General features: G+C 73.0%; 22 protein-coding genes. 13 read left to right on the top strand and 9 right to left on the bottom strand.

Going from position 1 to position 24344, the window contains the following annotated elements; translation table 11 throughout:
* Positions 1-24: 24 nt before the first annotated feature.
* From AB0H21_RS18165 to AB0H21_RS18155, 3 genes are read left to right on the top strand one after another with little or no spacing between them, the layout of a single operon-like run.
* Positions 25-1389, top strand: coding sequence for an FAD-binding oxidoreductase (locus AB0H21_RS18165; protein WP_358517570.1), 1365 nt, complete (start codon positions 25-27; stop codon positions 1387-1389).
* A 13-nt stretch (positions 1390-1402) separates the two neighbouring features.
* On the top strand, positions 1403-2656 hold the full coding sequence (locus tag AB0H21_RS18160; protein ID WP_358517569.1) for a heterodisulfide reductase-related iron-sulfur binding cluster: 1254 nt from the start codon (positions 1403-1405) through the stop codon (positions 2654-2656).
* Positions 2657-2687: 31 nt separating this feature from the next.
* A complete protein-coding gene (locus tag AB0H21_RS18155) occupies positions 2688-3428 on the top strand; it encodes an IclR family transcriptional regulator (RefSeq protein ID WP_358517568.1) in 741 nt (246 codons plus the stop codon).
* 143 nt (positions 3429-3571) lie between these two features.
* On the opposite strand, the gene AB0H21_RS18150 is transcribed toward AB0H21_RS18155, so the two are convergent.
* Positions 3572-4129, bottom strand: coding sequence for a hypothetical protein (locus AB0H21_RS18150; protein ID WP_358517566.1), 558 nt, complete (start codon positions 4127-4129; stop codon positions 3572-3574).
* Positions 4130-4223: 94 nt separating this feature from the next.
* Between AB0H21_RS18150 and AB0H21_RS18145 the strand changes: the two genes are divergently transcribed.
* The 3 genes from AB0H21_RS18145 (at position 4224) to AB0H21_RS18135 (ending at position 6657) form a co-directional block, all read left to right on the top strand.
* Positions 4224-4904, top strand: a complete 681-nt coding sequence (locus AB0H21_RS18145; RefSeq protein ID WP_358517564.1) for a response regulator transcription factor — start codon at positions 4224-4226, stop codon at positions 4902-4904.
* The gene (locus tag AB0H21_RS18140) at positions 4901-6175 is read left to right on the top strand and encodes a HAMP domain-containing sensor histidine kinase (RefSeq protein ID WP_358517562.1); all 1275 of its coding nucleotides are present in this window, start codon (positions 4901-4903) and stop codon (positions 6173-6175) included. The genes AB0H21_RS18145 and AB0H21_RS18140 overlap by 4 nt, the downstream gene beginning before the upstream one ends.
* Positions 6176-6258: 83 nt before the next feature.
* The gene (locus AB0H21_RS18135) at positions 6259-6657 is read left to right on the top strand and encodes a PepSY domain-containing protein (RefSeq protein ID WP_358517560.1); all 399 of its coding nucleotides are present in this window, start codon (positions 6259-6261) and stop codon (positions 6655-6657) included.
* 296 nt (positions 6658-6953) lie between these two features.
* Here the strand turns inward: AB0H21_RS18135 and AB0H21_RS18130 are convergent, their stop codons facing one another.
* The 7 genes from AB0H21_RS18130 to AB0H21_RS18100 form a co-directional block, all read right to left on the bottom strand.
* The gene (locus tag AB0H21_RS18130) at positions 6954-7715 is read right to left on the bottom strand and encodes an HNH endonuclease family protein (RefSeq protein WP_358517559.1); all 762 of its coding nucleotides are present in this window, start codon (positions 7713-7715) and stop codon (positions 6954-6956) included.
* Between the two features lie 249 nt (positions 7716-7964).
* Positions 7965-10253 (bottom strand): tetratricopeptide repeat protein, encoded by a 2289-nt coding sequence (locus AB0H21_RS18125; protein ID WP_358517557.1) that lies wholly within the window; start codon positions 10251-10253, stop codon positions 7965-7967.
* Positions 10254-10416: 163 nt separating this feature from the next.
* On the bottom strand, positions 10417-11262 hold the full coding sequence (dapF, locus tag AB0H21_RS18120; protein WP_358517555.1) for a diaminopimelate epimerase: 846 nt from the start codon (positions 11260-11262) through the stop codon (positions 10417-10419).
* Between the two features lie 11 nt (positions 11263-11273).
* Positions 11274-12179 carry a tRNA (adenosine(37)-N6)-dimethylallyltransferase MiaA gene (gene miaA, locus AB0H21_RS18115; RefSeq protein ID WP_358517553.1) on the bottom strand — a complete coding sequence of 302 codons (906 nt, stop codon included), beginning with the start codon at positions 12177-12179 and terminating at the stop codon, positions 11274-11276.
* Positions 12179-12703, bottom strand: coding sequence for a methylated-DNA--[protein]-cysteine S-methyltransferase (locus AB0H21_RS18110; RefSeq protein WP_358517551.1), 525 nt, complete (start codon positions 12701-12703; stop codon positions 12179-12181). The genes miaA and AB0H21_RS18110 overlap by 1 nt, the downstream gene beginning before the upstream one ends.
* A gap of 99 nt (positions 12704-12802) precedes the next feature.
* Entirely contained in the window at positions 12803-13507 is a 705-nt protein-coding gene (locus tag AB0H21_RS18105; RefSeq protein ID WP_358517549.1) for a class III extradiol dioxygenase subunit B-like domain-containing protein, read from the bottom strand.
* Between the two features lie 39 nt (positions 13508-13546).
* Positions 13547-14764: a CAP domain-containing protein gene (locus AB0H21_RS18100; RefSeq protein ID WP_358517547.1), complete on the bottom strand. Its 1218-nt coding sequence runs from the start codon at positions 14762-14764 to the stop codon at positions 13547-13549.
* Positions 14765-14927: 163 nt separating this feature from the next.
* Here AB0H21_RS18100 and AB0H21_RS18095 point away from each other — a divergent pair, with 163 nt between their 5' ends.
* The gene (locus AB0H21_RS18095) at positions 14928-15683 is read left to right on the top strand and encodes a hypothetical protein (protein ID WP_358517546.1); all 756 of its coding nucleotides are present in this window, start codon (positions 14928-14930) and stop codon (positions 15681-15683) included.
* A 243-nt stretch (positions 15684-15926) separates the two neighbouring features.
* On the opposite strand, the gene miaB is transcribed toward AB0H21_RS18095, so the two are convergent.
* A complete protein-coding gene (gene miaB / locus AB0H21_RS18090) occupies positions 15927-17408 on the bottom strand; it encodes a tRNA (N6-isopentenyl adenosine(37)-C2)-methylthiotransferase MiaB (protein ID WP_358517544.1) in 1482 nt (493 codons plus the stop codon).
* 414 nt (positions 17409-17822) lie between these two features.
* Between miaB and AB0H21_RS18085 the strand changes: the two genes are divergently transcribed.
* The 6 genes from AB0H21_RS18085 to AB0H21_RS18060 all read left to right on the top strand — a co-directional run bounded on the left by AB0H21_RS18085 (position 17823) and on the right by AB0H21_RS18060 (position 24330).
* Positions 17823-18578, top strand: a complete 756-nt coding sequence (locus tag AB0H21_RS18085; RefSeq protein ID WP_358517543.1) for an amino acid ABC transporter ATP-binding protein — start codon at positions 17823-17825, stop codon at positions 18576-18578.
* Between the two features lie 185 nt (positions 18579-18763).
* Positions 18764-19621 carry a glutamate ABC transporter substrate-binding protein gene (locus AB0H21_RS18080; protein ID WP_358517541.1) on the top strand — a complete coding sequence of 286 codons (858 nt, stop codon included), beginning with the start codon at positions 18764-18766 and terminating at the stop codon, positions 19619-19621.
* Positions 19622-19682: 61 nt separating this feature from the next.
* The gene (locus AB0H21_RS18075; protein ID WP_358517540.1) at positions 19683-20366 is read left to right on the top strand and encodes an amino acid ABC transporter permease; all 684 of its coding nucleotides are present in this window, start codon (positions 19683-19685) and stop codon (positions 20364-20366) included.
* Between the two features lie 85 nt (positions 20367-20451).
* Positions 20452-21330, top strand: a complete 879-nt coding sequence (locus tag AB0H21_RS18070; protein ID WP_358517538.1) for an amino acid ABC transporter permease — start codon at positions 20452-20454, stop codon at positions 21328-21330.
* A gap of 202 nt (positions 21331-21532) precedes the next feature.
* Positions 21533-22372 carry a transporter substrate-binding domain-containing protein gene (locus AB0H21_RS18065; protein ID WP_358517537.1) on the top strand — a complete coding sequence of 280 codons (840 nt, stop codon included), beginning with the start codon at positions 21533-21535 and terminating at the stop codon, positions 22370-22372.
* Between the two features lie 38 nt (positions 22373-22410).
* Entirely contained in the window at positions 22411-24330 is a 1920-nt protein-coding gene (locus tag AB0H21_RS18060; protein WP_358517535.1) for a prolyl oligopeptidase family serine peptidase, read from the top strand.
* The last annotated feature ends 14 nt before the right edge of the window (positions 24331-24344 follow it).

Below are 24344 nucleotides of genomic sequence, written 5' to 3'. Positions count from 1 at the left end.
GCCCTGCGCTGCAAGGTGCGGATCATGACGCCCGGTGAGACCCTGGCCGCCACCGGCGTGGACGCCCGCGCGGCCGGTCCCGGGGACGCGGTCGCCGGGGTGACGCCCCGCTGGGTCACCCTGCCCGAGACCACCGGCGAGGCCGCCCTGGTCATGCGGGCGGCGGCCGAGCACGGGCTCGCCGTGGTCCCCGCGGGCGGCGGCACCAAGTTGTCCTGGGGGTACGCCCCCGCGCGCTGCGACCTGCTCCTGGACACCCGAAGGCTGAACCGCGTCCTGGAGCACGAGGCCGGCGACCTGGTCGTCCGCGTCCAGGCGGGCATCACGATCTCCGCGCTCGCCGCGGCGCTAGGCGAGGCCGGGCAGCAGCTCGCCTTGGACGTCCCGGCGGGCGAGGCCACCGTCGGCGGCGTGCTGGCCACGGCGACCGCGGGGCCGCGCCGCCTGCGCCACGGCACGGCGCGCGACCTGCTGATCGGCATCACCGTCGTGCTCGCCGACGGCACGATCGCCCGGTCGGGCGGCAAGGTGGTCAAGAACGTCGCCGGGTACGACCTCGGCAAGCTGTTCACCGGCTCTCTCGGCACGCTCGGGGTGATCACCGAGGCCACGTTCCGGCTCCACCCGCTGCCCGCGTCCCGCGCGTGGGTGACGGCCGCCTCCCCGGACCCGCGCGTCCTCACGGCCGTGGCCTCGCTCGCGGGCTCGCGGCTCGAACCGAGCGCGCTGGAGCTGGACCGGCCCGTCGCGCGGGGCCCGGTGACCGTGGCCGCGCTGTTCGAGGGCGTCGCCGCCGCCGAACGGGCCAAGGCCGCCGCCGGGCTGCTCGGAGAGGGCTCGGCGATCTCCTCCGGCCCTCCGGCCTGGTGGGGACGGCTTCCCGGCGAGGAGCCCGCGGATCTCCAGGAGGAGGCCGCCTCCCTCGGCGACCAGTCCCTGGCTGAGCGGCCCATGGAGTCCTTCCCCGGGGACCGCGCCCTGGAAGAGCGCGTCGCGCGAAGCGGAGGGTTCCTGCTGGAACTGCGCGTCCCGCCCGCCTCCGCCGGACGGGCGCTCGCCGCCGTCGCACGGGCGGGCGACGACGCGGGCGGCCTTCCCGTCCACGTCCGCGGGTCGGCCGCCTCCTGCGTCCTGTACCTGGCCCCGCCCGTGGACACCCCTCCCGGCGCGGCGGAGATCTTCGTCACGTCCCTGCGTACCGAGGTGGCCCGGGACGGCGGCAGACTGGTGGTGTGGACCGCGCCCCCGGAGGCGGCCGCCCGGCTCGACCGCTTCGGTCCCGTGGGAGCCGCCGCGCTGATGCGGCGCGTGAAGGAGCGTTTCGACCCCGAGGGGCGCATGTCACCCGGACGGCTCGCCGGCGCCCTGCCGGCGGGCTCGGGCACGTGAGGAGCGAACGTCCGTGGACCCCGAGCTGATCAAGGACTGCGTGCACTGCGGGTTCTGCCTGCCCACCTGCCCGACGTACGCGCTGTGGGGCGAGGAGATGGACTCCCCGCGCGGGCGGATCCACCTGATGAAACAGCACGTCGAGGGCACCCCGCTGACACCGGAGATGGCGGGACACTTCGACGCGTGCCTGGGCTGCATGGCCTGCGTCACCGCGTGCCCGTCCGGCGTCCGGTACGACACGCTGATCGAGCAGACCCGGGCCGAGGTCGAGCGGACCCACCGCCGCGGCTGGGACGAGCGCGCCTTCCGCGCCCTCGTCTTCGGCCTGTTCCCCCACCCCCGGCGGCTGCGCGCGCTCCGCCTGCCGCTGAAGCTCACCGAACGGCTCCGGCCGCGCCTTGCCCCGCTGCTCGAACGCCTGGACCCGCGCCTGGCCGCCATGGCCGCCCTCGCGCCGCCGATCCCCCGCCGCACCCGGATTCCCCCGCTCGTCGCCGCGCGGGGCGAGCGGCGGGCCGTCGTCGGCATGCTGACCGGCTGCGTGCAGGCCGAGTTCTTCCCCCGGGTCAACGCGGCGACCGCGCGGGTGCTGGCCCTAGAGGGCTGCAACGTGGTCGTCCCTCCCGGCCAGGGCTGCTGCGGGGCGCTGTCGGTGCACTCCGGGCGCCCGGAGGAGGCCGCGCGGTTCGCCCGGCGCACCATCGCGACGTTCGAACGCGCGGGCGTGGACACCGTGATCGTCAACGCGGCGGGGTGCGGGTCGAGCACCAAGGAGTACGCCGACCTGCTCGCCGACGACCCCGGCTGGGCGGAGCGGGCGCGCGCGCTGCGGTTCGTGGACCTCGCCGAGTTCCTGGCCGAGCTGGGTCCTGCGGCCGAGCGGCATCCCCTGCCGATGACGGTCGCCTACCACGACGCCTGCCATCTCGCGCACGCCCAGGGGGTGCGCGCCCAGCCGCGCGCGCTGCTCGCGGGCGTGCCGGAGCTGCGGGTCAGGGAGATCCCGGACGCGGCGATCTGCTGCGGGTCCGCGGGGACGTACAACCTTTTCCAGCCCGAGGCGGCGCGCGAGCTGGGCGACCGGAAGGCGGAGCAGGTGCTCGGCGTCGGCGCCGACCTGCTCGTCTCGGCCAACCCCGGCTGTACGATGCAGATCGCCTCGGCCGCCCGCAGGCGGGGCGAGGAGCTCCGCGTGGCCCACACCGCCGAGGTTCTCGACGCATCCCTCCGCGGCCTGCCCCCTGCCGCATTGGGAGCGCCATGAGCCCATGCCCCGCGCGACCGGAGGAAGCGTCATGAGCACCGTTCAGTCAGTCGACCGGGCTCTGGACGTGCTGGAGGCGCTGGCCGATCGGGGTGGGGAGGCGGGGCTGTCGGAGATCGCGGCGCGCACCGGCCTGCCGTACGGGACGATCCACCGGCTGCTCCAGGCGCTGCTGAGCCGCGGGTACGTCCGCCAGGAGTCCGACCGCCGCTACGCCCTGGGCAGCGCCCTGGTGCGCCTCGGAGGGGCGGCCGAGCGCATGGTCGCCGTGTGGGCGCAGCCGTACCTGGAGAAGATGGTGGCCCTGTCCGGCGAGACCGCGAACCTCGCCGTCATGGAGGGCGACTTCGTGGTCTACGTCGCCCAGGCGGCGTCCCCCCGGCGCCTGCGCATGTTCGCCGAGGTCGGCCGCCGGGTGCTGCCGCACAGCACGGCGGTCGGGAAGGTGATGCTGGCCGACCGCCCGGACGCGGCGGCCGTCCTCGCCCGCACGGGCCTGCCCCGCCGCACGGAGCACACGGTCACCACGGTCGAGGAGATGATGGCCGAGCTGGACGCGGTGCGCGAGCGCGGATACGCCGTCGACCTGGGCGAGGAGGAACTGGGCGTGCACTGCCTGGCGGTGCCGGTCAGGGACGGCGGGCGGGTGATCGCCGGCATGTCCGTCTCGGGGCCGGTCGAGCGCATGGAGGCCCTCGACCGCGACCGTCTGGCCGAGGGCCTTCGCCGGATCGCCGACGAGTTCGGCGCCGAGCTGACCCCGCCCCGCTGACCCGAACAGTGCCTATTGCCGCGCCTCCGGCACGGCGGGTCCGGGGCGCCTTTTAGGCGGTGTTCTTCCGTCGTCACTCGGAAGGGCTCGTACCTCACCCTTCCTCCCTCCTCCTCCAGAACACCGCCGCGCCCCGAACAGGGTCAGTCCTCTTTGACTTCGGCGGCGGGGATGGGCCGGTCGCCGATGCAGTAGATCTCGATCTCGGTCCGCGCGCGCTCCGACTCGAACCGGACGCGCACCTTGTCGCGCGGCCCCGGCTCGGCTTCCTTCACCTGGTACCCGGGGGCGGGAGTCCAGGTGAGCAGGGTCACCAGGCCGCCCTCGCACCGCGCCACGACGACGCCTCCCCGCGCCGAGATCACCTCTCCCACACCGTCGCTGTGCCCGGACGGCCGGGGCGAGGCCGTGCGCGCCGGCGGCGTGTCGCGAGGAGAGGGTTCGTCCTCGGGAGACTCCGTGTCGCCGGGCGTGCGCGACGGGCCCGCAGGTGAGGGCGCACCGTCCGCGGAGCCGCCGCCCACCCCGCTCGCGGAGGGAGCGGCGGCGAGCTCCCGGCGCACGTCGGCCACGGTCAGCACGCGGCCCGAGGAGCCGGTCACCGCCTCCCCGAGGAACGCGGTGACGACCACGCCGGCACCGGTGGCGATGAGCGCGACGACCAGCCACCCGGCCACCACGAGAAGCCGACGCCGATTCATGCGCTGAATCCTCCCTGGCCGTCCCCTAAGCTGGGGTTAAAGGGAAGATAACGGACTTCATACCGCACGCCCCGACCGGTTAGCGTAACCGCCCATGGCCAACGTCCTGATCGTCGAGGATGACGCGGCGATCCGCACCGCGCTCATCCGGGGACTGCGTGATCGAGGACACGCCGTCTCCTCCGCCCCGACCGCGCTGGAGGGCCTGCGCCAGGCCATGGCCGAGCGCCCGGACCTCATAGTGCTGGACCTCGGCCTGCCCGACCTGGACGGCACCGAGATGCTGCGGATGCTGCGGGCCGTCAGCCGCGTACCCGTGATCGTGGCGACCGCGCGGGACGGCGACGCCGAGATGGTCCGCCTGCTCGACGCCGGGGCCGACGACTACGTGGTCAAGCCCTACAGCGCCGCCCAGCTCGACGCCCGCGTCCGGGCTGTGCTGCGCCGCGCCGCCGAGAGCCCGGCCGACCCCTCGATCACCGTGGGCGGGCTGCGGCTGGACCCGCGCGGCCGGGAAGCGGTCCTCGACGGGACGGTCCTGGACCTCACGCCCCGCGAGTTCGACCTGCTGCACTACCTCGCCGCCCGCCCCGGCCAGGTCGTCACCAAGCGCGAACTGCTCACGGAGGTGTGGCAGGCGCGGTACGGGGGCGCGGACAAGACCGTGGACGTCCACCTGTCCTGGCTTCGCCGCAAGCTGGGCGAGACCGCCCAGACCCCTCGATACCTGCACACCATCCGCGGGGTCGGGGTCAAGCTGGTCGATCCGTCATGAGGCGCTGGCTGGCGCTGCTCGTGGCCGCCACCACCTCGCTGGTGCTCGTCGCGCTGCTCGTCCCCATGGGCCTGCTGGTGCGCGCGCTGGCGCAGAGCGGCGCGGTGAACCGGGCGACTGCAGAGGCACAGTCGGTGGCGGCGTCGGTGGGGCCGGCCGACCGGGCCGCCCTCACGCTGGCCGTCAAGCGCACCTCGGCCTCCAGCGGCCACGCCGTCACCGTCTTCCTCCCGGACGGGACTCTCGTCGGCTCCCCCGCCCCGAGGTCCGCCGCCGTGGAACTCGCGGCGCGGGGGCGCAGCCTGGTGGCCGAGACCCCCTCGGGGCTGGAGGTGCTGGTCTCCGTGGAGGGCCTTCCCGGCGGGACGGCCGTCGTGCGCGCCTACCTCACCGAGGCGGACCTGCGCCAGGGCGTCCCGGAGGTCTGGCTGGGCATGCTCGTCCTCGGGCTCGCGCTCATCGGCCTCGGCATCCTGGTCGCCGACCGGCTGGCGCTCGCGCTGACCCGGCCCATGACCGGCCTCGCCCGCGTCTCCCACCGCCTCGCCGCCGGCGACCTGGCCGCGCGCACCACGCCCGGCGGCCCGCCCGAGGTGCGGGATGTCGGGCTGGCGCTCGACCACCTGGCCGGGCGCATCAGCGACCTGCTGGCCGAGGAACGCGAGACCGCCGCCGACATCTCCCACCGGCTCCGCACGCCCCTGACCGGCCTGAGGCTGGAGGCCGAGTCGCTGGCGGACCCGGAGGAGGCCGCGCGCCTCGGCGCCCGCGTGGACGCGCTGGAGCGCGCCGTGAGCTCGGTGATCCTCGACGTGCGGCGCCACTCGCACGAGCAGGCCGCCTGCGACGCGGTGGCCGTCGTGGGCGACCGGGTGGCGTTCTGGTCGGTCCTGGCGGAGGACCAGAACCGGCCCGTGACGCTGGACCTCCCGCCGGGGTCCCTGACCGTGGCGGTGAGCGCCGCCGAGCTGTCCGCCTGCGTGGACGCGCTGCTCGACAACGTCTTCGCCCACACCCCCGAGGGCGCGGGCTTCACCGTGCGTCTCAGCCCCGGCCAGGACGGCGTGCGGCTGGAGGTCGCCGACACCGGGCCGGGCTTCGGGGCCGGACTCCTCGGGCGGGGACGCAGCGGCGCGGGATCGACCGGGCTGGGCCTGGACATCGCCCGGCGGACGGCGGAGGCGTCGGGCGGGTCGATGACGGCGGGCGACGGCCCGGACTGCGGCGCCATGGTCGTTCTGGTCCTCGGACGCCGATCCTCCCTGTCCTAGCCGGTTCTCCGCGTCCTGGATCTTAGGGCGCCGTTAACGTCGCCGCAGCGCGCGTTTAGCCCGGCCCCGGCGAGCCTTGGGCCATGACGAACACAACGAGCACCACACGAGGCAGGACCGTCAAGCTGCTCATCGCGGGCGCCGGAGCGCTGGCCGTCCTCGGGGCCGGGGCCACCGCCGCCGAGGCCGCGCCGCGCCCCGCGGTCCCGTCCGGCACGACGGCCGCGATCACCGCCACCCCGACGCCGACCACGGCGACCACCGCGATCAGCTCCCGCCAGGCGGTCGTGATCGCCACCAAGCGGGTCCCGGGCGCCCGGGTCACCAAGGTCGAGCATGAGTCGGAGCACGGGCAGCGGGTCTGGAAGGTGGTGTTGAAGAAGAACGGTACCGAGTACCGCGTCTACGTCTCCGCCAAGACCGGAAAGATCATCAAGGTCAGCACAAAGCACGGCGACAAGTCCCGAACCCGCCATGGCTAAGGCGCGGCCATAGGACTGTTCGAGGCACGGCGGTGTTCCGGAGTCCTCGGGCGCAAGGGTGAGGAACAATCACTTGCGCCCGAGGGCGGAAGAACGCCGCCCAAAGGGGCGCCCCGAACCGCCGTGCCGGAGGCGCGGCCATAGGCATGTTCGGGGCGCGGCGGTGTTCCGGAGTCCTCGCGGGCAAGGGTGAGGAACAATCCCTTGCCCGCGAGGACGGAAGAACATCGCCTAAAAGGGCGCCCCGAACCGCCGTGCCGGAGGCGCGGCCATAGGCACAGCGCCCCGAACACCTCTCAGCGGCACTGGGCGAGCATGGCGTCCTTGTCGGGGCCGGTGATCGACAGCCCGTACTTCAACGCCACCTGGGCGAAACGCACGGCGTACGAGCAGCGGATCGTCTTGGACGGCGGGAGCCAGGTCGCCGGGCCAGAGTCCCCCTTGGCGGAGTTGGTGGGGCCGTCCACCGGCATGAGGTTGAGCGGGTCGTTGGCGATCTGCACCCGCTTGGCCTTGCTCCACTGGGACGCGCCCATCTGCCAGTCGTAGGAGAGCGGCATGACGTGGTCGATCTGCACCTCGGCCGCGGCGCTCTTGGACCACTTGATGACCTTGCCGGTGTATGGGTCTTCGAGGGTCATCGAGATCAGGACGCAGTCGGAGCCCGAGCGGTACTTCAGGTCCTCGCCGTCGCGGGCCAGCACGTCGTTGCGCGTGTCGCAGCCGTTGCGCGCGAAGGGGATCCCCTCGGCGGTGTCGGCCCAGGCGTACCCGAACTCGTCGCGGTCGTAGCCGGTCTTGGGCCCGCGTCCCTTGGTCGGCACCTTCTCGATCAGCTTGACGGCGGCCGAGCGGTCCTTGGACGAGGTGATCGCGCCCAGGCCGGGCTCGGTGCCATTGGGGTTGTCCAGCGGGTTGATGCCCGCGGACGAGCCGCCGTCCCCGCCTCCGGACCCTCCCGAGCCTCCGCCGGCCGCTCCGCCCCCGCCGTCACCGAGACCGCCCGCGTCGATCGGGCCGCACCCGACGAGCAGGACGGACGCGGCGACGCCGGCCACGATCGCGCGAGATCTACGCAGGCCCACTGCCACCCCCAGGTAAAGGAAACGTAATACCTAGGTATAGCAACTACCCGCGAAAACCCCGATTACGGCAAGTCCTATCAATGCCCCCGCCCGGCTACGACCACCGGAAACCCCGCCTTAACCGGCAAATCCATGTTTTCCAGACATGTCAGGACATACGCGGACGGCGCCCGGCCGTTTCCAGCCGGGCGCCGCCCGCGTCACACTCACCGCGTAAGGCCCCTACAGGCCGTACTCCTTGACGATGCGCTCGTGCCGCTCGACCTCGACGCCCACCGCGCGCGCCAGGTCCAGCCAGGCCATCGGGTGGCTCCAGCGCTCGGTCGCGTCGTCCAGCACGGCGTCCAGCTCGGACGGGCCGACCTGCGGCGGCACGGCGATCCAGCCGTACACGCCCGCCAGCCGCTCGCCGGTGGACGGGTGGGCGACGGTGTAGTTCTCGTCGCTGTAGACCCACATCGGCCAGCCGCGCTCGGCCATGACCTCGTTGAACTCGGTCCAGTCCTCCTCGGTCGGCGCGGCGCCGTCGAAGAACCAGCTCGTGTACCCGCCCGGCCGCAGCATCGACACGGCCGCGAACGGGATGACGAAGCCCTCCTGCGCCTCGGCGTCCTCGGGGACCGGCTCCAGCGGCCGGGGGTCGATGACGACGACGTCACCCGCGTTGTAGTCCATGCCACGGGGCTGCGGGATGAGCAGACGGGCGGTGGCCGGCCCGGTGCGCAGGGCCAGCACCTCGCGGCGGCTGCCGTCGGAGACCGGCAGGACGACCCGGACGAGGTGCCATTCCTCCTCGATCGGCCCCTCGGCGGTGGCCAGCTGCATGCCGAGCTTGGCGGCGCCCACGCGGACCAGCGGCCAGTCCTCGGCGGCGGTCGCCATGACGATCATGCGCCAGACGTCTTCCTCCTCGCCGGCGTCCGACTCGACCAGCTCGCGCAGCACGGCCGCGCCCTTGACGTTGTCGCCGAGCTGCTGGGCCGCGCCCGCGAGCATGCGGCGGGCCTCCAGCGCGATCGCGCCCTCGGCGCCCGCCTGGAGGGACTTCTCCGCCTCCTCGGCCGTCTCGGCCCACCGCTCGCGGGCGCGGTGCAGCCGGGCCAGCGCGAGGTGGGAGCCGGCGGGGGGCAGCAGGGCGGCGACGCGCTCCAGCCGCTCGTCCTGGCCCGCCTCGACCAGCACGCCGGTGAGGTAGGCGATGTCCTCCTCCTCGGCGGTGGCAGGGTCGCCGTCCTCGACGATCGTCTTCCACAGGATGTCGGCGCCGACCGGCGCGTACCCGAGGAAGCTGAGCGTGGTGGTGTGGCGGCGCGTCGCCGGCAGGTCGGTGCCCGACAGCGGCCACAGCCAGCCCACCCAGCGCTCGGGGTCGGCGTTGTGGCCGTCGGCGGCGTCGAAGTAGGCGACCAGCTCGTCCTGCGGGCCGGGCGGGGGCAGCGGCGTGACCGCGTCGGCGGCGGCGCGCAGCTCGGCCACGCGCTCGGCGAGCCCCTCGGCGGTGCGCAGCGAGCCGATCCACGACTCGGCGAGGTCGGCGAGGGCGCGGGCCTGCCAGGCGCCCTGCCGCTTGACGGCGAGGTCGCCGGAGATCAGCGCCAGCTCGACGCGCCCGCGGTGGACGCCCATGGTCTCGAAGTAGGTCATCCACTGGCGCATGACCCGGCCGAGCTGCCAGGTGTTGCTGATCACCTGGTCGAGCAGGCGGACGGCGCGCGCCCACTCGACCCAGTCGCGCGGGTGGTCGCCGACGACGTCGAGGTCGGGGAGGGCGTCCAGCGCCTCCTTCGAGCGGCCCACGGTGGCGAGCACGAGCGCGCGCAGGACGCCCTCGCGGTGGTCCTTGGCGACAGGGTCCTCGGCGGGGAACTCCGTGGCGGAGTCGAGCTCGGTGAGCGCCTCCTGCGCCCTGCTCGCGGCGAGCAGGGCGCGCACGCCCATGGCGGCGAGCTCCCAGCTCGCCTGGCCCCCAGCTCCCCGGTGCCCGGCGACGGCGGACTCGTAGTAGGTGACCGCCTGCGCGGCCTCCCCGCCGTCGAGCAGCGCCGAGACGTACTGCGTGACGAGGCCGCAGAACGCGGGCGTCCCGGGACGCACCCCCTCAAGGACGGCGCCGAGCGCGGCGAGGCGCTCGGCGGCGTACCCGGGGCCGTCGGTGTTGGCCTGCGTGACGGCCAGGACCTCGGCGGCGGCGGGGACGGAGGGGCACTCCTTCACGTCCTCGCGCGCGGCGAACTCGACCAGCGCCTCCGCGTCGCCGAGCGCGACGGCGCCCTGGGCGCGGTCGCCGATGCGACCGACCAGGTGCCAGTGCCGGGCGAACAGCTCCAGCCAGGGCAGTTCCAGCGTCTCGGCCTGCTGGGCCACCGCCGGAGCCATTACGTCGAGCTGGGGGTACCGGCCCTCGAAGGCCTGAGCGGGGAGGTCGCCCAGGGCGATGGCGAGCCCGGTGTTGCCTGCTTCGTGCAGTTGCCGTTGGGTGTCAGCGACCCAGGCCCAGATGTCCACGTCCATGGCAGGCCAGTCTGCCAGTTCACCGAGCCTGCCCCAAACATGCGGGCGTGTGCGGTGGGGATGGACGGCCGACGACGGCCGGTAAGGGCTGGATCAACCGGAATGACGGAAGAGGCCGCTACGCGTGGTGCGCAGTGACATGGGCGGCGACCAGTGCCGGCCGCTACGCGTGGTGCGCGGTGACCTCGCCGGAGGCGACGAGGACCGCCGGACCGGTCAGCAGACTGGTGGTCCCGTCGAGCGTGACGGTGAGCATCCCGCCGGGCACCTCCACGACCCAACGCCCCCGCGTCTCACCCGCGAGCCGCGCCGCGGCCACCGCCGCCGCCACCGACCCCGTGCCGCACGAGCGCGTCTCGCCCGAGCCGCGCTCGTGGACGCGCATCACCACCCGCCGCTCGCCCACCAAGTTGAGCAGCTCGACGTTGACCCCGGCCGGGAACACGGCGGGGTCGAAACCGGGCTGCGCGGTCAGGTCCAGCTGCCCGACCGGGTCGCCGGTCACGCAGGCCAGGTGGGGGTTTCCCATGTCCACGACCAGGCCGGTGTACTCGGTGCCGCCCACGGTGGCCCAGCTCTCGCCCCCGACCACGGGCGTTCCCATGTCCACGGTGACGTCGCCGGCGGAGCCCAGGCTGACGTGGCGCACCCCGGCGCGGGTCACGACGTCGAACTCGCCCGGCTCGGCGAGCCCCGCGTCGACGAGGTAGCGGGCGAAGACCCGCAGGCCGTTGCCGCACATCTCGGCGACGCTGCCGTCGGCGTTGCGGTAGTCCATGAACCACTGGGCGTCCCCGGAGCGCGGCGCCCGCTCGGACTCGCGGTCGAGGATCTCGCCGGCCTCGGCGCTCAGCTTGGCGGGCACCACGCGCAGGACGCCGTCCGCGCCGATGCCGGCGCGCCGGTCGCACAGCCAGGACACCAGCGACGCGGAGAGCTCCAGGCTCGCGTCGGGGTCGGGAAGGATGACGAAGTCGTTCTCGGTGCCGTGGCCCTTTACGAAGCGCATGTCTCCGAAGTCTACGCCGCGATCAGCACCGCCGCCCGTTCGAGCAGGTCAGGGGCGTCGAACGGCAGCCATCTGACGCGGGGGTCGCGCCGGAACCACGACTCCTGGCGGCGGGCGAACCGGCGCGTGGCCCGGACCGTCTCCTGCTTGGCCTGGTCCTCCGTCCACTCCCCGGCGAGGTGCCGCAGGACCTGCGCGTACCCGAGCGCCCTGCTCGCGGTGCGCCCGCCGGCGAGCCCGTGCGCGGCGAGCGCCCGCACCTCCTCGACGAACCCCGCCTCCCACATGCGGTCGACGCGCAGCGCGATGCGCTCGTCCAGGACCGGCCTCGGCACGAGCAGGCCGATCTGCACGCTGTCGTAGACGGCGTCGTAGGACGGCATCGTCGCCGAGAACGGCCGTCCGGACAGCTCGATGACCTCCAGGGCCCGCACGATGCGGCGGCCGTTGCTGGAGAGCACCGCCTCGGCGGCCACCGGGTCGAGCTCCTTCAGGCGCTGGTGCAGGACCTCGGGACCGGCCTCGTCCAGCTCGACCTCCAGCCGGGCCCTGATCGCGGGATCGGTGCCGGGGAAGTCGAGGTCGTCCAGGGCGGCCCGGACGTACAACCCCGAGCCGCCGACCAGGATCGGCGCCCTTCCGGCCGCGCGCAGGCGGTCGATCAGCGGGCGGACCATGCGCTGGTACTCGGCGACGCTCGCCGTCTCGCCCATGTCCCAGACGTCGAGCAGGTGGTGGGGGACGCCGCGGCGCTCGGCGGGCGTGAGCTTGGCCGTCCCGATGTCCATGCCCCGGTAGAGCTGCATGGAGTCGGCGTTGATCGCCTCGCCGCCGAGGCGCAGCGCGAGATCGACCGCGAGATCCGACTTTCCGGCCGCCGTGGGCCCGACGACGGCGACGACGGGCGGGCGTTCCACTACAGCTCCCAGTCGAGGGTGGGCGGGAGGTGGCCCTCCAGGGTGAGCAGCCAGCGCTTGGTCTCGATGCCGGTGCCGCTGAACCCGCCGATGCCGTTGCCCGCGACGACGCGGTGGCACGGGACGATGATCGGGATGGGGTTGGTGCCCATGACCTGCCCGATCGCCCGCGCGTCCACCCCGGCACGGCTGACCGCCCCGAGGTCGCCGTAGGTGATGACCTTGCCGTACGGGACGTTCGCGTACAAGGTGCCGAGCACGCGGCGTTGCAGCGGGGACATCAGCCGCCGGTCGATCGGGACGGTGAACTCCTTCAGCTCGCCCGCGAAGTAGGCGGCCAGCTCCTCCCGGACCAGCACGGTGCGGGCCGGGTCGTCGACCGGCGTGGCGTCCAGGTTCTCCAGCACCCAGCCGCGCGCCCGCGCGCCGTCCCGGAACGCGGCCGACACGACGCCCGCCCGGGTCACGGCGGCCATGACGGTGCCGACGCGGGTCGGCACGGCGGCGAAGGCGACGTCTACCATCCGATCATTTCCATCCGCGTGTGTGCCTGCACGGGCGGGCCTGCCCGTCTTTCTCACCGTAACGGTGGCCGGGCGTCCCGGAGTCCCGATCTTCGAGGATCACCGCGGAAGCCAGCGTGCGACGAGATAGCCGACGCCATAGGGCGCCTCGTCGTAGAGCAGCTCCCCGGCCAGGCCCGGCACGGCGTCGCCGCCCGCCGCCCCGGCGAGGACCTGGAACGCGGCGCGGCCCGCCACCCACAGCTCGGCCGCCTCGCCGGGGTCGAGCGCGGCCAGTGCCCGGACGTCCACGCCGGCGAGGGCCCGCGCGAGGGCCTCGTCGTAGGCCGCCGCGTCCGGGTGGAGGTATCCGGGGGACTTCACGGTGAGCCTCGCCGAGCCGTCCCCCATGACCAGCAGCGCGACGCGCTCGCCGCGCCCCGCCAGCGTCTCGCCGAGGCGCGCGCACGCCTCGGGCGGGGCGTCGGAGGCCACGGCCTCGTGGGACGCGGGGAGCCCGGCACCCGCACGGTCGAGCAGCCACCGCCCGAGCGTGAGGGACAGCGGCAGCACCGGCGTCCCGTCCCCCACCCGCACATCCGCGCCCCAGGGGGCGAGGCTTCCCGCCGCGTCCGGCCCGTAGGACCGGGTGGCGCCGGCGCCGGCGCCACCGACCGTGATCAGCGCGTCCGGACGGGTGGCGGCGAGCGAGCGGACGGCGGAGACGCACGCCTCGCGCAGACCGTCCAGCTCGGGCGCGGCCTCGCCCGCGACCTCGGGGACGATCAGGGGCGGGTGCGGGCATACGGCAGCGGCGACAAGCACGCGATCAGGCTAGCCCGCGCCGCCACCTCAAGGTGCCGATCAGGTGCCGCCGAAGTCCTGGGTCCACCACGGGCCGCCGCTGCCGAAGTGCACGCCGACGCCGATGGCCTTCAGCTTGCAGTTCATGATGTTGGCGCGGTGGCCGGGGCTGTTCAGCCAGGCCTTGACGACTGCCGCGGGCGTCTGCTGGCCCTTGGCGATGTTCTCGGCGTACATCGACGAGGTGTAACCGGCCGCCTCGATGCGGTCCCAGGGCGTGCGCCCGTCCTTCGAGTTGTGGTCGAAGTAGCCCTTGGCCGCCATGTCGTCGGAGTGACCGCGGGCCGCCCGGCGCAGCTTCTCGTCGATGCGCAGGGGGCCGCAGCCGTTGTCCTTACGCGCGGCGTTGGTCAGGCGCGCGACCTCGTCCTCGGCGGCCACGACGTTCGAGGGGCCCTTGGCGATCGAGGTCGGGCTGGGCGCCGACTTGGTCGGGCTCTTGGTCGGGCTCTTGGTGGGCGACGCGGTCGGCGTCTGGGTCGGCTTCTGGGTCGGCTTCGGCGTCGGCCGGAGGCGCTGGCGGCTCGTGGGCGTGGCGGACGGCTTCACGGAGGGCTTGGCCGTCGGCGTGGCGCTCCGGTCGAGGTCGCGGAAGAAGTCGTCGCCGGCACCGGCGTAGGCGCCCGGCCGCTCCGGATAGGGGGCGACATATCCGACGGGTCCGTCCGGGCCGGGGCGCGTGCCCTGGCCACCCTGGGGCGCCTGCGCGTCATCCGTGCCGGAGTTCTTCCTGGTCTTCGCGCTCTGGCCGCCCGAGGGCGGGGCCGTCTTGGCCACCGGGTCGGCGTGCTCGGCGCGCGAGCCGTCCCCGGACCGGTTGATGTCGAGGGCTCCGCCCTGACCGCTGCCCGACCCCTCCGAGCCGGACGATCCCCCGGACGCGGAGCCTGCGGAGGTGTCCTCCTGAGACGCGTCGTTCTGGCCCGCGTCGTTCGAGCCCGCGGCGGTCGCGTCGCCGGCGACGGCGGTCCCGTCCTGCCCGTAGGTCTGCAGCGAGGACTTCTGGGAGACCGGCTCGGCGGCCGAGGAGCCGCCCGTGAGCGCGACCACCCCACCCGCGGCGACGGCGGCGGCGACCACGGCCACGGCGGCACTGATCGCTATGGTGCGCCGACCCTGACGGGGACCGGGGGAATCGTCGGTGGAGAGGTATTCGGTCGGTAGTACAGGGCTGGACTCGTCGTAACGGCCGGGCGACGTACGGTCGTGCCGATCCATGTGGTGACTCCTGCGGCCTATCGGGGAGAAAGCGCTCCGGCTTCCGCGGGTGGTCGTTCACACTAGCCACATAGGACCAGCTAGCGCACCTCAATCACGGAAGAATCACGACTTGTCATCTCTTGGACCGATCTCATGTCGAACACCGGGCGCCTTCACGGGAGTGACCGCGATCTTCGCCCTCGCGGGGCTGACGATGAGCTGCGGAACCGTTCCAGCGGGGACGGGTGCGCCCTACCCGCCGGAGTTTCCGGCGCCGCGTCCGCCGGGCGCGGCCACCGCGCCGATCACCCGCTCGGGCGCCGAGTCCGTCGCGGGAGCAGGGTCGCTGTTCGAATACCAGGGTCCGGAAATTTCCGGATATGAAACAAGGGGCGAGCCGCCGGAGCGAGGCTGGACGGCGCTCGTCCCCGTCCAGCGCACCCCCGGGCAGGACGGCGAGGACGGCGGGGCCGCCGGGAAGAAGGGGAAGGCCTCCGCGGCGCAGGGCGAGGCCCGCGGGCCGTACCGGAACGCGCCCCGGGCCGGAGCGCTCAGGAACCGCGCGTTACCCCAGGTGCCCCGCACCCCGAGGCCGCCACACGGGCAGGCGCCCCGCACCCTGGAGCCGCCGTACGGGCGGGTGCCCGCACCGCCGCGCCAGCGAGTGCCCGCACCACCGGGCGAACAGGTGCCCGCGCCGCGTGACAGGCGGGTCCACGAGCCCAGGCACTCGGCGACGCCGGCGCCGTCCCCCCGCCGTACGGCCTCCCCGCCGCGGAACGGGCACGAGCCGCCCCGGAACCCCTGGGGGACGACCACGCGGACGCCTCCGCGCGCGCAGGACCGGCCTCCCTCTCCGATGGGAGACCCGTGCGCGAAGTTCACCGACTTCCGCCGGTACTACTGCGACCGCCTGATGGGCGGCCACGGCGACTGAGTTCGGGGCGCCGCCCAAAGGAGCGCCCCGAACCGCCGTGCCGGAGGCGCGGCAATAGGCACCGTCGCGCGGCAATAGGCACAAGCGGACCCGAAGCCGGCACCCGGACCGGCTTCACCACCCGCTCCCCGGACCGGACCCGAACCGGTCCGTCGCACGAAAGCGACGACAGGCCGCCGCACGGGCCTCGGCGGCGACGCCAGGCCCGCGTCCAGGCTTCAGACGCCAGGCCCGCGTCCAGCTTCAGGAGCGGCGCAGCGCGGGCATGCCCAGCGACACCGCGCCCGGCTTGCCGGAGGAGCCGCCCCCTGTGCCGCAGGCGGCGCTCTCGCGCGCCTCCCACGCGTCGCCCGCGCGGGTGCGGCGCAGCGCCAGGGCGGGACCGTCGGCCACGAGGTGGTGCGGCGCGGCGTAGGTCACCTGGACGGTCACCATGTCCCCCGGCCGGGGCACGGCGCCCTCGGCGGGGACGAAGTGGACCAGGCGGTTGTCTGGGGCACGTCCGGACATACGCCGGGTGGCGTCGTCCTTGCGTCCCTCACCCTCGGCCACCAGGACCTCCAGCGTGCGGCCGACCTGCGCCTTGTTCTCCGACCAGGAGATGTCCTCCTGAAGGGCCACGAGCCGCTCGTAGCGCTCCTGGACGACCTCCTTGGGCACCTGGCCGTCCATCGTGGCCGCGGGCGTGCCGGGACGGATCGAGTACTGGAAGGTGAACGCGTTGGCGAAGCGGGAGCGGCGGACGACCTCCAGCGTGCCCTGGAAGTCCTCCTCGGTCTCGCCGGGGAAGCCGACGATGATGTCGGTGGAGATGGCGGCGTCGGGCATGGCGGCGCGCACCCGCTCGATGATGCCGAGGTAGCGCTCGGCGCGGTAGGAGCGGCGCATGGCCTTCAGCACGCGGTCGGAGCCCGACTGGAGCGGCATGTGGAGCTGGTGCATGACGTTCGGCGTCTCGGCCATGGCGGCGATGACGTCGTCGGTGAAGGCCGCCGGGTGCGGCGAGGTGAACCGCACGCGCTCCAGGCCCTCGATGTCGCCGCAGGCGCGCAGGAGCTTGCCGAACGCCAGGCGGTCGCCGAACTCCACGCCGTAGGTATTGACGTTCTGCCCGAGGAGCGTGACCTCCAGGACGCCGAGGTCGACCAGCGAGCGGACCTCGCCGAGGATGTCGCCGGGGCGGCGGTCCTTCTCTTTGCCGCGCAGGGCCGGGACGATGCAGAACGTGCAGGTGTTGTTGCACCCGACCGAGATCGACACCCACGCGGCGTACGGCGACTCGCGCTTGGTCGGCAGCGTGCTGGGGAAGACCTCCAGCGACTCCTTGATCTCGACCTGCGCCTCGTCGGCGACGCGCGCGCGCTCCAGCAGCATCGGCAGCGAGCCGATGTTGTGCGTGCCGAAGACCACGTCGACCCATGGGGCCCTGCGGACGATCTCGCCCTGGTCCTTCTGCGCCAGGCAGCCACCCACGGCGATCTGCATGCCGGGATTGCGTACCTTGGCCGGGCGCAGGTGCCCCAGGTTGCCGTACAACCTGTTGTCGGCGTTCTCGCGCACCGCGCAGGTGTTGAAGACGACCACGTCGGCCGTCTCGCCGTCGTCCGCCCGGACGTAACCCGCGTCCTCCAGCAGCCCGGACAGGCGCTCGGAGTCGTGGACGTTCATCTGGCACCCGTACGTGCGGACCTCGTAGGTGCGGGCGCGCTCCTCGGTGACACTCATCTCAACAGACAAGGGTAGGCGCATCGGGAGGTCCGCCGCACTCTCACCGGCCTGTCGTCAGCTTCTCGGTCGTGAACGACCGAGCCTGCAGCTCCTCGCCGTCGATGGCGTCGACGGTCCGGGCCGCGTACGGCAGCGTGACTCACTGCCCGGCATGGCAAGCCATGCCGCGTGTCGCAGTGCCGATAACGGATCGGAGAGCCGTTCCCCAGCGAACCGGGTGCGTTCAATCCCGTCACTGCATCACCGAGAGTAACACCGAAACCACAAGCAGGGAAGCCATTCCTCTCGGGTGTGAACACCCGAGGTTCCCGGCTGGACAGCGCTGAATTTCTTCCCGCCGTGACCAGGCCGTGATGCGATCGGTACCGCTCGGTTAGTGACTGGCGGCCTTGACCACTTACGTTGTCCAGCATGACGGAGAACGGGGACGCGACTCCTCTCGTCAGAGTCGAGAACGTCAACAAGAACTTCGGTTCCCTGCACGTGCTCAGGGACATCAACCTGACGGTCGACCGGGGTGAGGTCGTCGTGGTGATCGGCCCGTCGGGAGGAGGCAAGTCGACGCTCTGCCGCGCCATGAACCGGCTCGAGACCATCGACTCCGGCGTGATCACCTTCGACGGCAGGCCGCTGCCCGCGGAGGGCAAGGCGCTGGCCCGCCTGCGGTCCGACGTCGGCATGGTGTTCCAGAGTTTCAACCTGTTCGCCCACAAGACGATCCTGGAGAACGTCACGCTGGGGCCGATCAAGGTCAGGGGCGTCGGCCGCGAGCAGGCCGAGAAGCGCGGCATGGAACTGCTCGAACGCGTCGGCATCGCCGCGCAGGCGCAGAAGTACCCGGCTCAGCTCTCCGGAGGCCAGCAGCAGCGCACGGCCATCGCGCGCGCCCTCGCCATGGACCCGAAGATGATCCTCTTCGACGAGCCGACCTCGGCGCTGGACCCGGAGATGGTGCAGGAGGTGCTCGACGTCATGATCGGCCTGGCCCGGGACGGCATGACGATGGTCGTCGTGACCCACGAGATGGGCTTCGCCCGCAGGGCCGCCAACCGCGTGGTGTTCATGGCCGAGGGCCAGATCGTCGAAGAGAACACCCCCGACGAGTTCTTCACCGACCCCCGCACGGACAGGGCCAAGGACTTCCTGTCCAAGATCCTCACCCACTGATGCTTCCCGCATACCGAGCTCCCAGCGTTCCCAGGTTCCCCAGGCTTCGCAGGCCGCCCGGCACGTCGCCCTCGCGACGCCGCGCCGGCATCCATACCATCGCCGCGATCCCGGCGCCTCCGCCGCATCGTGGCGAGCACCGACCGCACGTCAGGCAGGACCACCAAGAAAGCTGAGGTACACGCATGCGTTCACGACAGATCGGGGCCATCCTCCTGTCTGCCGCGGCACTGGCCGGCAGCCTCGCCGCCTGCGGCGACAGCGGACCCACGTCGGCGCTCGAGAAGGCCAAGAACGACAAGAAGCTGACCATCGGTGTCAAGTACGACCAGCCCGGTCTCGGCCTGAAGAAGCCCGACGGCACGGTGGAGGGCTTCGATGTCGACGTGGCGAAGTACCTCGCGAACGAGCTGGGCGTTCCGGAGTCCGGCATCACCTGGAAGGAGGCGCGCTCGGCCAACCGCGAGACGTTCCTCCAGCAGGGCCAGGTCGACATGATCGTCGCCACGTACTCCATCACCGAGGCCCGCAAGCCGAAGGTCACCTTCGGCGGCCCGTTCTACATCGCCCACCAGGACACGCTGGTGCGCTCGGACGACACCTCGATCACCTCGCTGGACTCCCTCAAGGGCAAGCGCATCTGCCAGGTCACCGGCTCCAACTCCTGGAAGAACATCGCCGAGGGCACCAACAAGGAGAACAAGAAGGTCGAGGTCCAGCTCGTCCCGGCCGGCGCCTACGAGGAGTGCGTCACCAAGCTCAAGGGCAACGCCATCGACGCCGTGACCACCGACGACATGATCCTCGCCGGGTTCGCCAAGCGCGAGGGCTCCTCGCTGAAGGTCACCGGCGCCCCGTTCACCGACGAGAAGTACGGCGTCGGCCTCAAGAAGGGGGACAAGGAGACCTGCGAGGCGGTCAACAAGGCCATCGTGAAGATGTACCAGGACGGGACCATCAAGAGCCTGTTCGACAAGCACTTCGGCGGAACCGGTCTGCAGTTCACGGCCACCGGCGCGCCACCCGCCGAGGGTTGCAGCTGACCCCCGTTCCCGGCGCCGGTGAGGCTTCCTCACCGGCGCTCCCCGTCTCCGGTGGAGCACGATGGAATCACTTCTCGACTTCAGTCCGCTCGCGCAAGAGTTCGGCACGATCCTCACCGGCTTCTGGGCGACGATCCGCCTGACCGTGATGAGCGCCCTGCTGGCGCTGATCCTCGGGACGGTCCTGGTCGCGATGCGGGTATCCCCCACGCCCGTCCTGCGGGCCGCGGGGACGGTCTACGTCAACATCCTGCGCAACACCCCGCTCACGCTCGTGCTGCTGCTGTGCGCGCTCGGGCTGAGCGACACCCTGCAGTACACCCTGTCCGGCGACTCGTCGACGAACTACTACTGGTGGGCCGTCCTCGGCCTGTCGGCGTACACCGCATCGTTCGTGTGCGAGGCGCTGCGGTCCGGCATCAACACCGTGCCGACCGGGCAGGCCGAGGCCGCGCGCGCCATCGGGCTCACGTTCACGCAGTCGCTGCGGCTGGTTGTGCTCCCGCAGGCGTTCCGCTCGGTCATCGCCCCGCTGGGCAGCATCCTGATCGCGCTCATCAAGAACACGACGATCGTGATCGTCGCCGGCTACATCGAGGCGTCCTCGGTCATGAAGCAGATGATCGACGACTACGGCGGCACGCTGCCGATCTTCCTCGGATTCGCGGCCGGGTACATGGTCCTGACGCTGCCCACCGGCTTCTTCTTCGGCTGGCTGGCCAAGCGCATGGCGGTGAGCCGATGACCGCCCCGCGCGGCGAGCGCGCGCCACAGACGGCACGGGCACTACGGGCATTTGGGGCATTTCAGGCAACACGGAAGGGGGGCGCGTGAGCACCACGAGCGTCCTGTTCGACGCGCCGGGTCCCCGGGCACGGCTGCGCAACAACATCCTGACCCTGATGTCGGCCGTCGTCCTGCTCGCGATCGCGTACGTGGTGATCAAGGGGCTGGCCGACAAGGGGCAGTTCGAGGGCAGGCTGTGGGAGCCGTTCCTGCAGGCCCAGGTCTGGACGGGCCAGATCATCCCCGGCATCGTCGCCACGCTGGAGGCCGCGCTCCTGTCGGCCGTGCTCGCGCTGGTCTTCGGCGTCCTCTTCGGGCTGGGCAGGCTCTCCGACCACGCCTGGATCCGCGTGCCCGCGGCCGCGGTCGTCGAGTTCTTCCGCGCGATCCCCCTGCTGCTGCTGATCTTCTTCGCCCAGGCGGGCCCCGCGACGATCAGCGGCTACACCGTCAGCGTCCCGGCCTTCGCCGCTGTGGTGATCGGCCTGACGCTGTACAACGGGTCGGTGCTGGCCGAGGTGTTCCGCGCGGGCGTCCTGTCGGTGCCGCGCGGGCAGTCGGAGGCCGGGTACTCCCTGGGCCTGCGCAAGAGCGGCGTCATGCGGCTCATCCTGCTGCCGCAGGCCACGACGGCGATGATGCCCGCGATCGTGAGCCAGATGGTCGTCCTGCTCAAGGACACCGCGCTCGGGTGGGTCATCGCCTACGAGGAACTGCTGAACTACGGGCTCAAGCAGATCCCGTCCAACTTCGGCAACCTCATCCCGAGCGCGATCGTCATATCGCTGGTCTACATCGCGATCAACCTCGCCCTGAGCTACGTCGCCAACCGGCTCGAACGGCGGAGCCGGCGCAACTCGAAGACGACCGCGACCGTGGTCGGCGCGCCGATCGCCGTGGGCATGGGCGGCGGCACCGTGTAGCCCGTTCACGTGCCTTCGCGCGGCGCCGCGTACCCCTTGGACGGCGGCGCCGCGCGGCCCTCGGCAACTCCGCCGCATGCACCTCGGGAACTGCGCCCGTGCGACCCTCGGAAACGGCGCTCGTGGGCCTCGGGAACGGCGCCGCGTAAAGCTTCCGCCTTATCGCGGGCGGGCGCGCGGCCGGGCGGCTCTAATACTGCGAATGAGCAGGACGCGGCCCCTCCCGCCACCGGCCACAGGCCGCCGGCCCGGCGCCGGGCCGTCAGGAGCGCTGCCGGCGGGGCTCGTGGCGGCGCTCATCGCGGCGCCGGCCCTCCTCGCGGGCTGCGGAGGCGGCCACGGCACGCTCGTGATCGGCGTGCACCCCGGGCGTCCCGGGCTTTCCGATCTGTCGGCCTCCGGCGGCTACGCGGGCTTCGAGATCGAGGTCGCGGGCTACGTCGCGCGGCGGCTCGGCTACCGGGACGACCAGGTGCGCTACGTGGCCGTCCCGGCCTCCCCGCCCGCCGACCTCACCATGGGAGAACCCCTGCCCGCGGACGGCCCCGGCCCGGCGTCCGTCGCGGGGCCCTATCTGGTCTCCGGCGAGGACATCCTCGCGGGCGCGGGCGACATGTCCGTCCGCCGCCTGCGCGACCTCACCCAGAAGCGGGTCTGCACGGCCTCTCCCGGCCCCCTGGTGGCCCGGTTCGGCGCTGCCTGGCAGCGCGCCTTCCTGACCGTCTCGACGCTGGAGGAGTGCGCCCGGCGGCTCGCCTCCGGGCGGGTGCACGCGGTCACCGGCGAGGCGGCGGTCCTCGCCGGGTTCGCCGCCCGCTCGCCGGAGGCCGTCCGGCTGGTCGGGCACACCTTCGCGCGGCAGGCGTACGGCATCGCGGTCGCTCGGGACGACCTTCGCGCGGGCGTGGACGACGCCCTGCGCGCGATGTTCGACGACGGCGCCTGGCGGCGCGCGGTGATCCGCCATCTCGGCGCGCTCGCCGGGAAATATCCCTCCCCGCCCGCTTTGCGCACCCACCCGGGAACACGAGCGGCTCCGTAGCGACCACACCGCGTCTCGTTTTCCGGCAGGATTCGGCTATGCCCCCCGAGCGCATGTCCGGGCGCCGCGTTCCTCCGTTCGGTGCCTGGCCCTCGCCCATCTCCACCGCCGAGGTCGTCCGGTCCGGCGTGCGGCCCGGTAACCCGACGGTCATCGGCGACGAGATGTGGTGGGAGGAGGAACGGCCCACCGAAGGCGGCAGGCGCACGATCGTCCACCGCGACGCGAGCGGCACGTGCCGAGAGCTGCTGCCCGCGCCCTGGGACGCGCGCACCCGCGTCCACGAGTACGGAGGCCGCTCGTACGCCGTGACGCCCGAGGGCGACGTCGTGTTCGCCGAGCACGCCGACCAGCGGCTGTACCTGCTGCCCGCCGGCGGCGGGGCGCCCCGCCCGATCACCCCCGAGCCCGACGTCGCGCGCGGGCTGCGCTACGCCGACCTGACCGTCCACGCGGGCGAGGTGTGGTGCGTCCAGGAACGGCACGGCGGCGACGGCAAGGTGGCCCGGTCGATCGTGTCGATCCCGCTGCCCGGCGGTGGCGAGCCCTGGCAGCGGGTCACGGGCAGCGACTTCTACGCCTCCCCCACGCCCTCTCCGGACGGCGAGCACCTCGCGTACATCTGCTGGGACCACCCGCGCATGCCTTGGATCGGCACCGAGCTGCGCGTCACCAGGCTCGCCGACGGCGAGTCGTGGCGCGTCATGGGCGGCCCCGCCGAGTCGGTGCTGGCGCCCCGGTGGAACGGGCCCGGCCACCTCTACCTGCTGACCGACCGCTCCGGGTGGTGGAACCTGGAGGAGGCCGGCCTGGACGGCTCGTCCTCGCGCGCGCTGTTCCCCGCCGAGGAGGAGTTCGCCTGGGCGCCCCAGCAGCTCGGCGCCGCGCCGTACGCCGTCCTCGCCGACGGGCGGCTCGCGGTCGTGCACGGGCGCGGCGACCTGCGGCTCGGCGTCCTCGACCCCCGCACGGGCGAGATGACGCACCCGCCGCAGCCCTACGACGGCTGGGAGCCGTCCCTCGGTGCCGACGGCTCCACGGTGTGCGGCATCGCCTACTCCGCGACGGTGTCCCGGTCGGTGGTGCGGGTCGACGTCGGCACCGGCACCTCCGAGAACACCGGCGAGAACACCGCCGAGAGCCTGCGCAGCGACATCGGCGAGCCGCCAGACGCGGCCTACCTGCCGGTGCCCCGGCCCGTCGAGATCCACAGCCGGTTCGGGCGCCGCGTGCACGCCTACGTCTACTCCCCCGCCAACCCCGCGGTGGCCCTCGGCGAGGTCGCGCCGCCGTACGTCGTGTTCGCGCACGGCGGCCCGGCCGCGCACGGCGTGACCGCCCTCGACCCGCACAAGGCGTTCCTCACCAGCCGCGGCATCGGCGTGATCGACGTGAACTACGGCGGGTCCACCGGCTACGGGCGCGCCTACCGCGACCGGCTGAAGGGGCGCTGGGGCGCCGTCGACGTCGAGGACGTGATCGCCGCCGCCGAGTGGCTGCTCTCCGCCGGGCTGGCCGACCCCGAGCGCATCGCGATCCGCGGCGCGGGCGCCGGCGGCTGGACGGCCATGGCGGCCTGCTGCGCCACCGGGCTGTTCTGCGGCGGCGTCTCGATCGCGGGCGTCAGCGCTCTCGCGCCGCTGGCCGCCACGACGCACGACTTCGAGTCCCGGTACGTCGAATGGCTGGTCGGCCCGGAGAACGCCGCGCTGTACGCCACGCGGGAGCCGTTGTCCCGGGCGGGCCAGATCGACTGCCCGATGCTGCTGATGCAGGGCCAGGACGACCTCGTGGTGCCGCCGGCGCAGGCCGAGGAGTTCGTGGCGGTGCTCAACGAGCGCGGCGTCCCGTGCACCTACCTGTCCTTCGAGGGCGAGGGGCACGGTTTCGGCCGCGCCGAGACCAGGAGCGCCGCCCTCGCCGCCGAGCTGGCGTTCTACCAGCAGATCTTCCGGTAACCCGTCGCGGGTCC

Origin of the sequence: Sphaerisporangium sp. NPDC051011 (assembly GCF_040653595.1) — a bacterium.
Classification (GTDB): domain Bacteria; phylum Actinomycetota; class Actinomycetes; order Streptosporangiales; family Streptosporangiaceae; genus Sphaerisporangium.
Note: the sequence above shows the minus strand (reverse complement) of the source record. Positions and strands in the feature narration are given on the sequence as shown.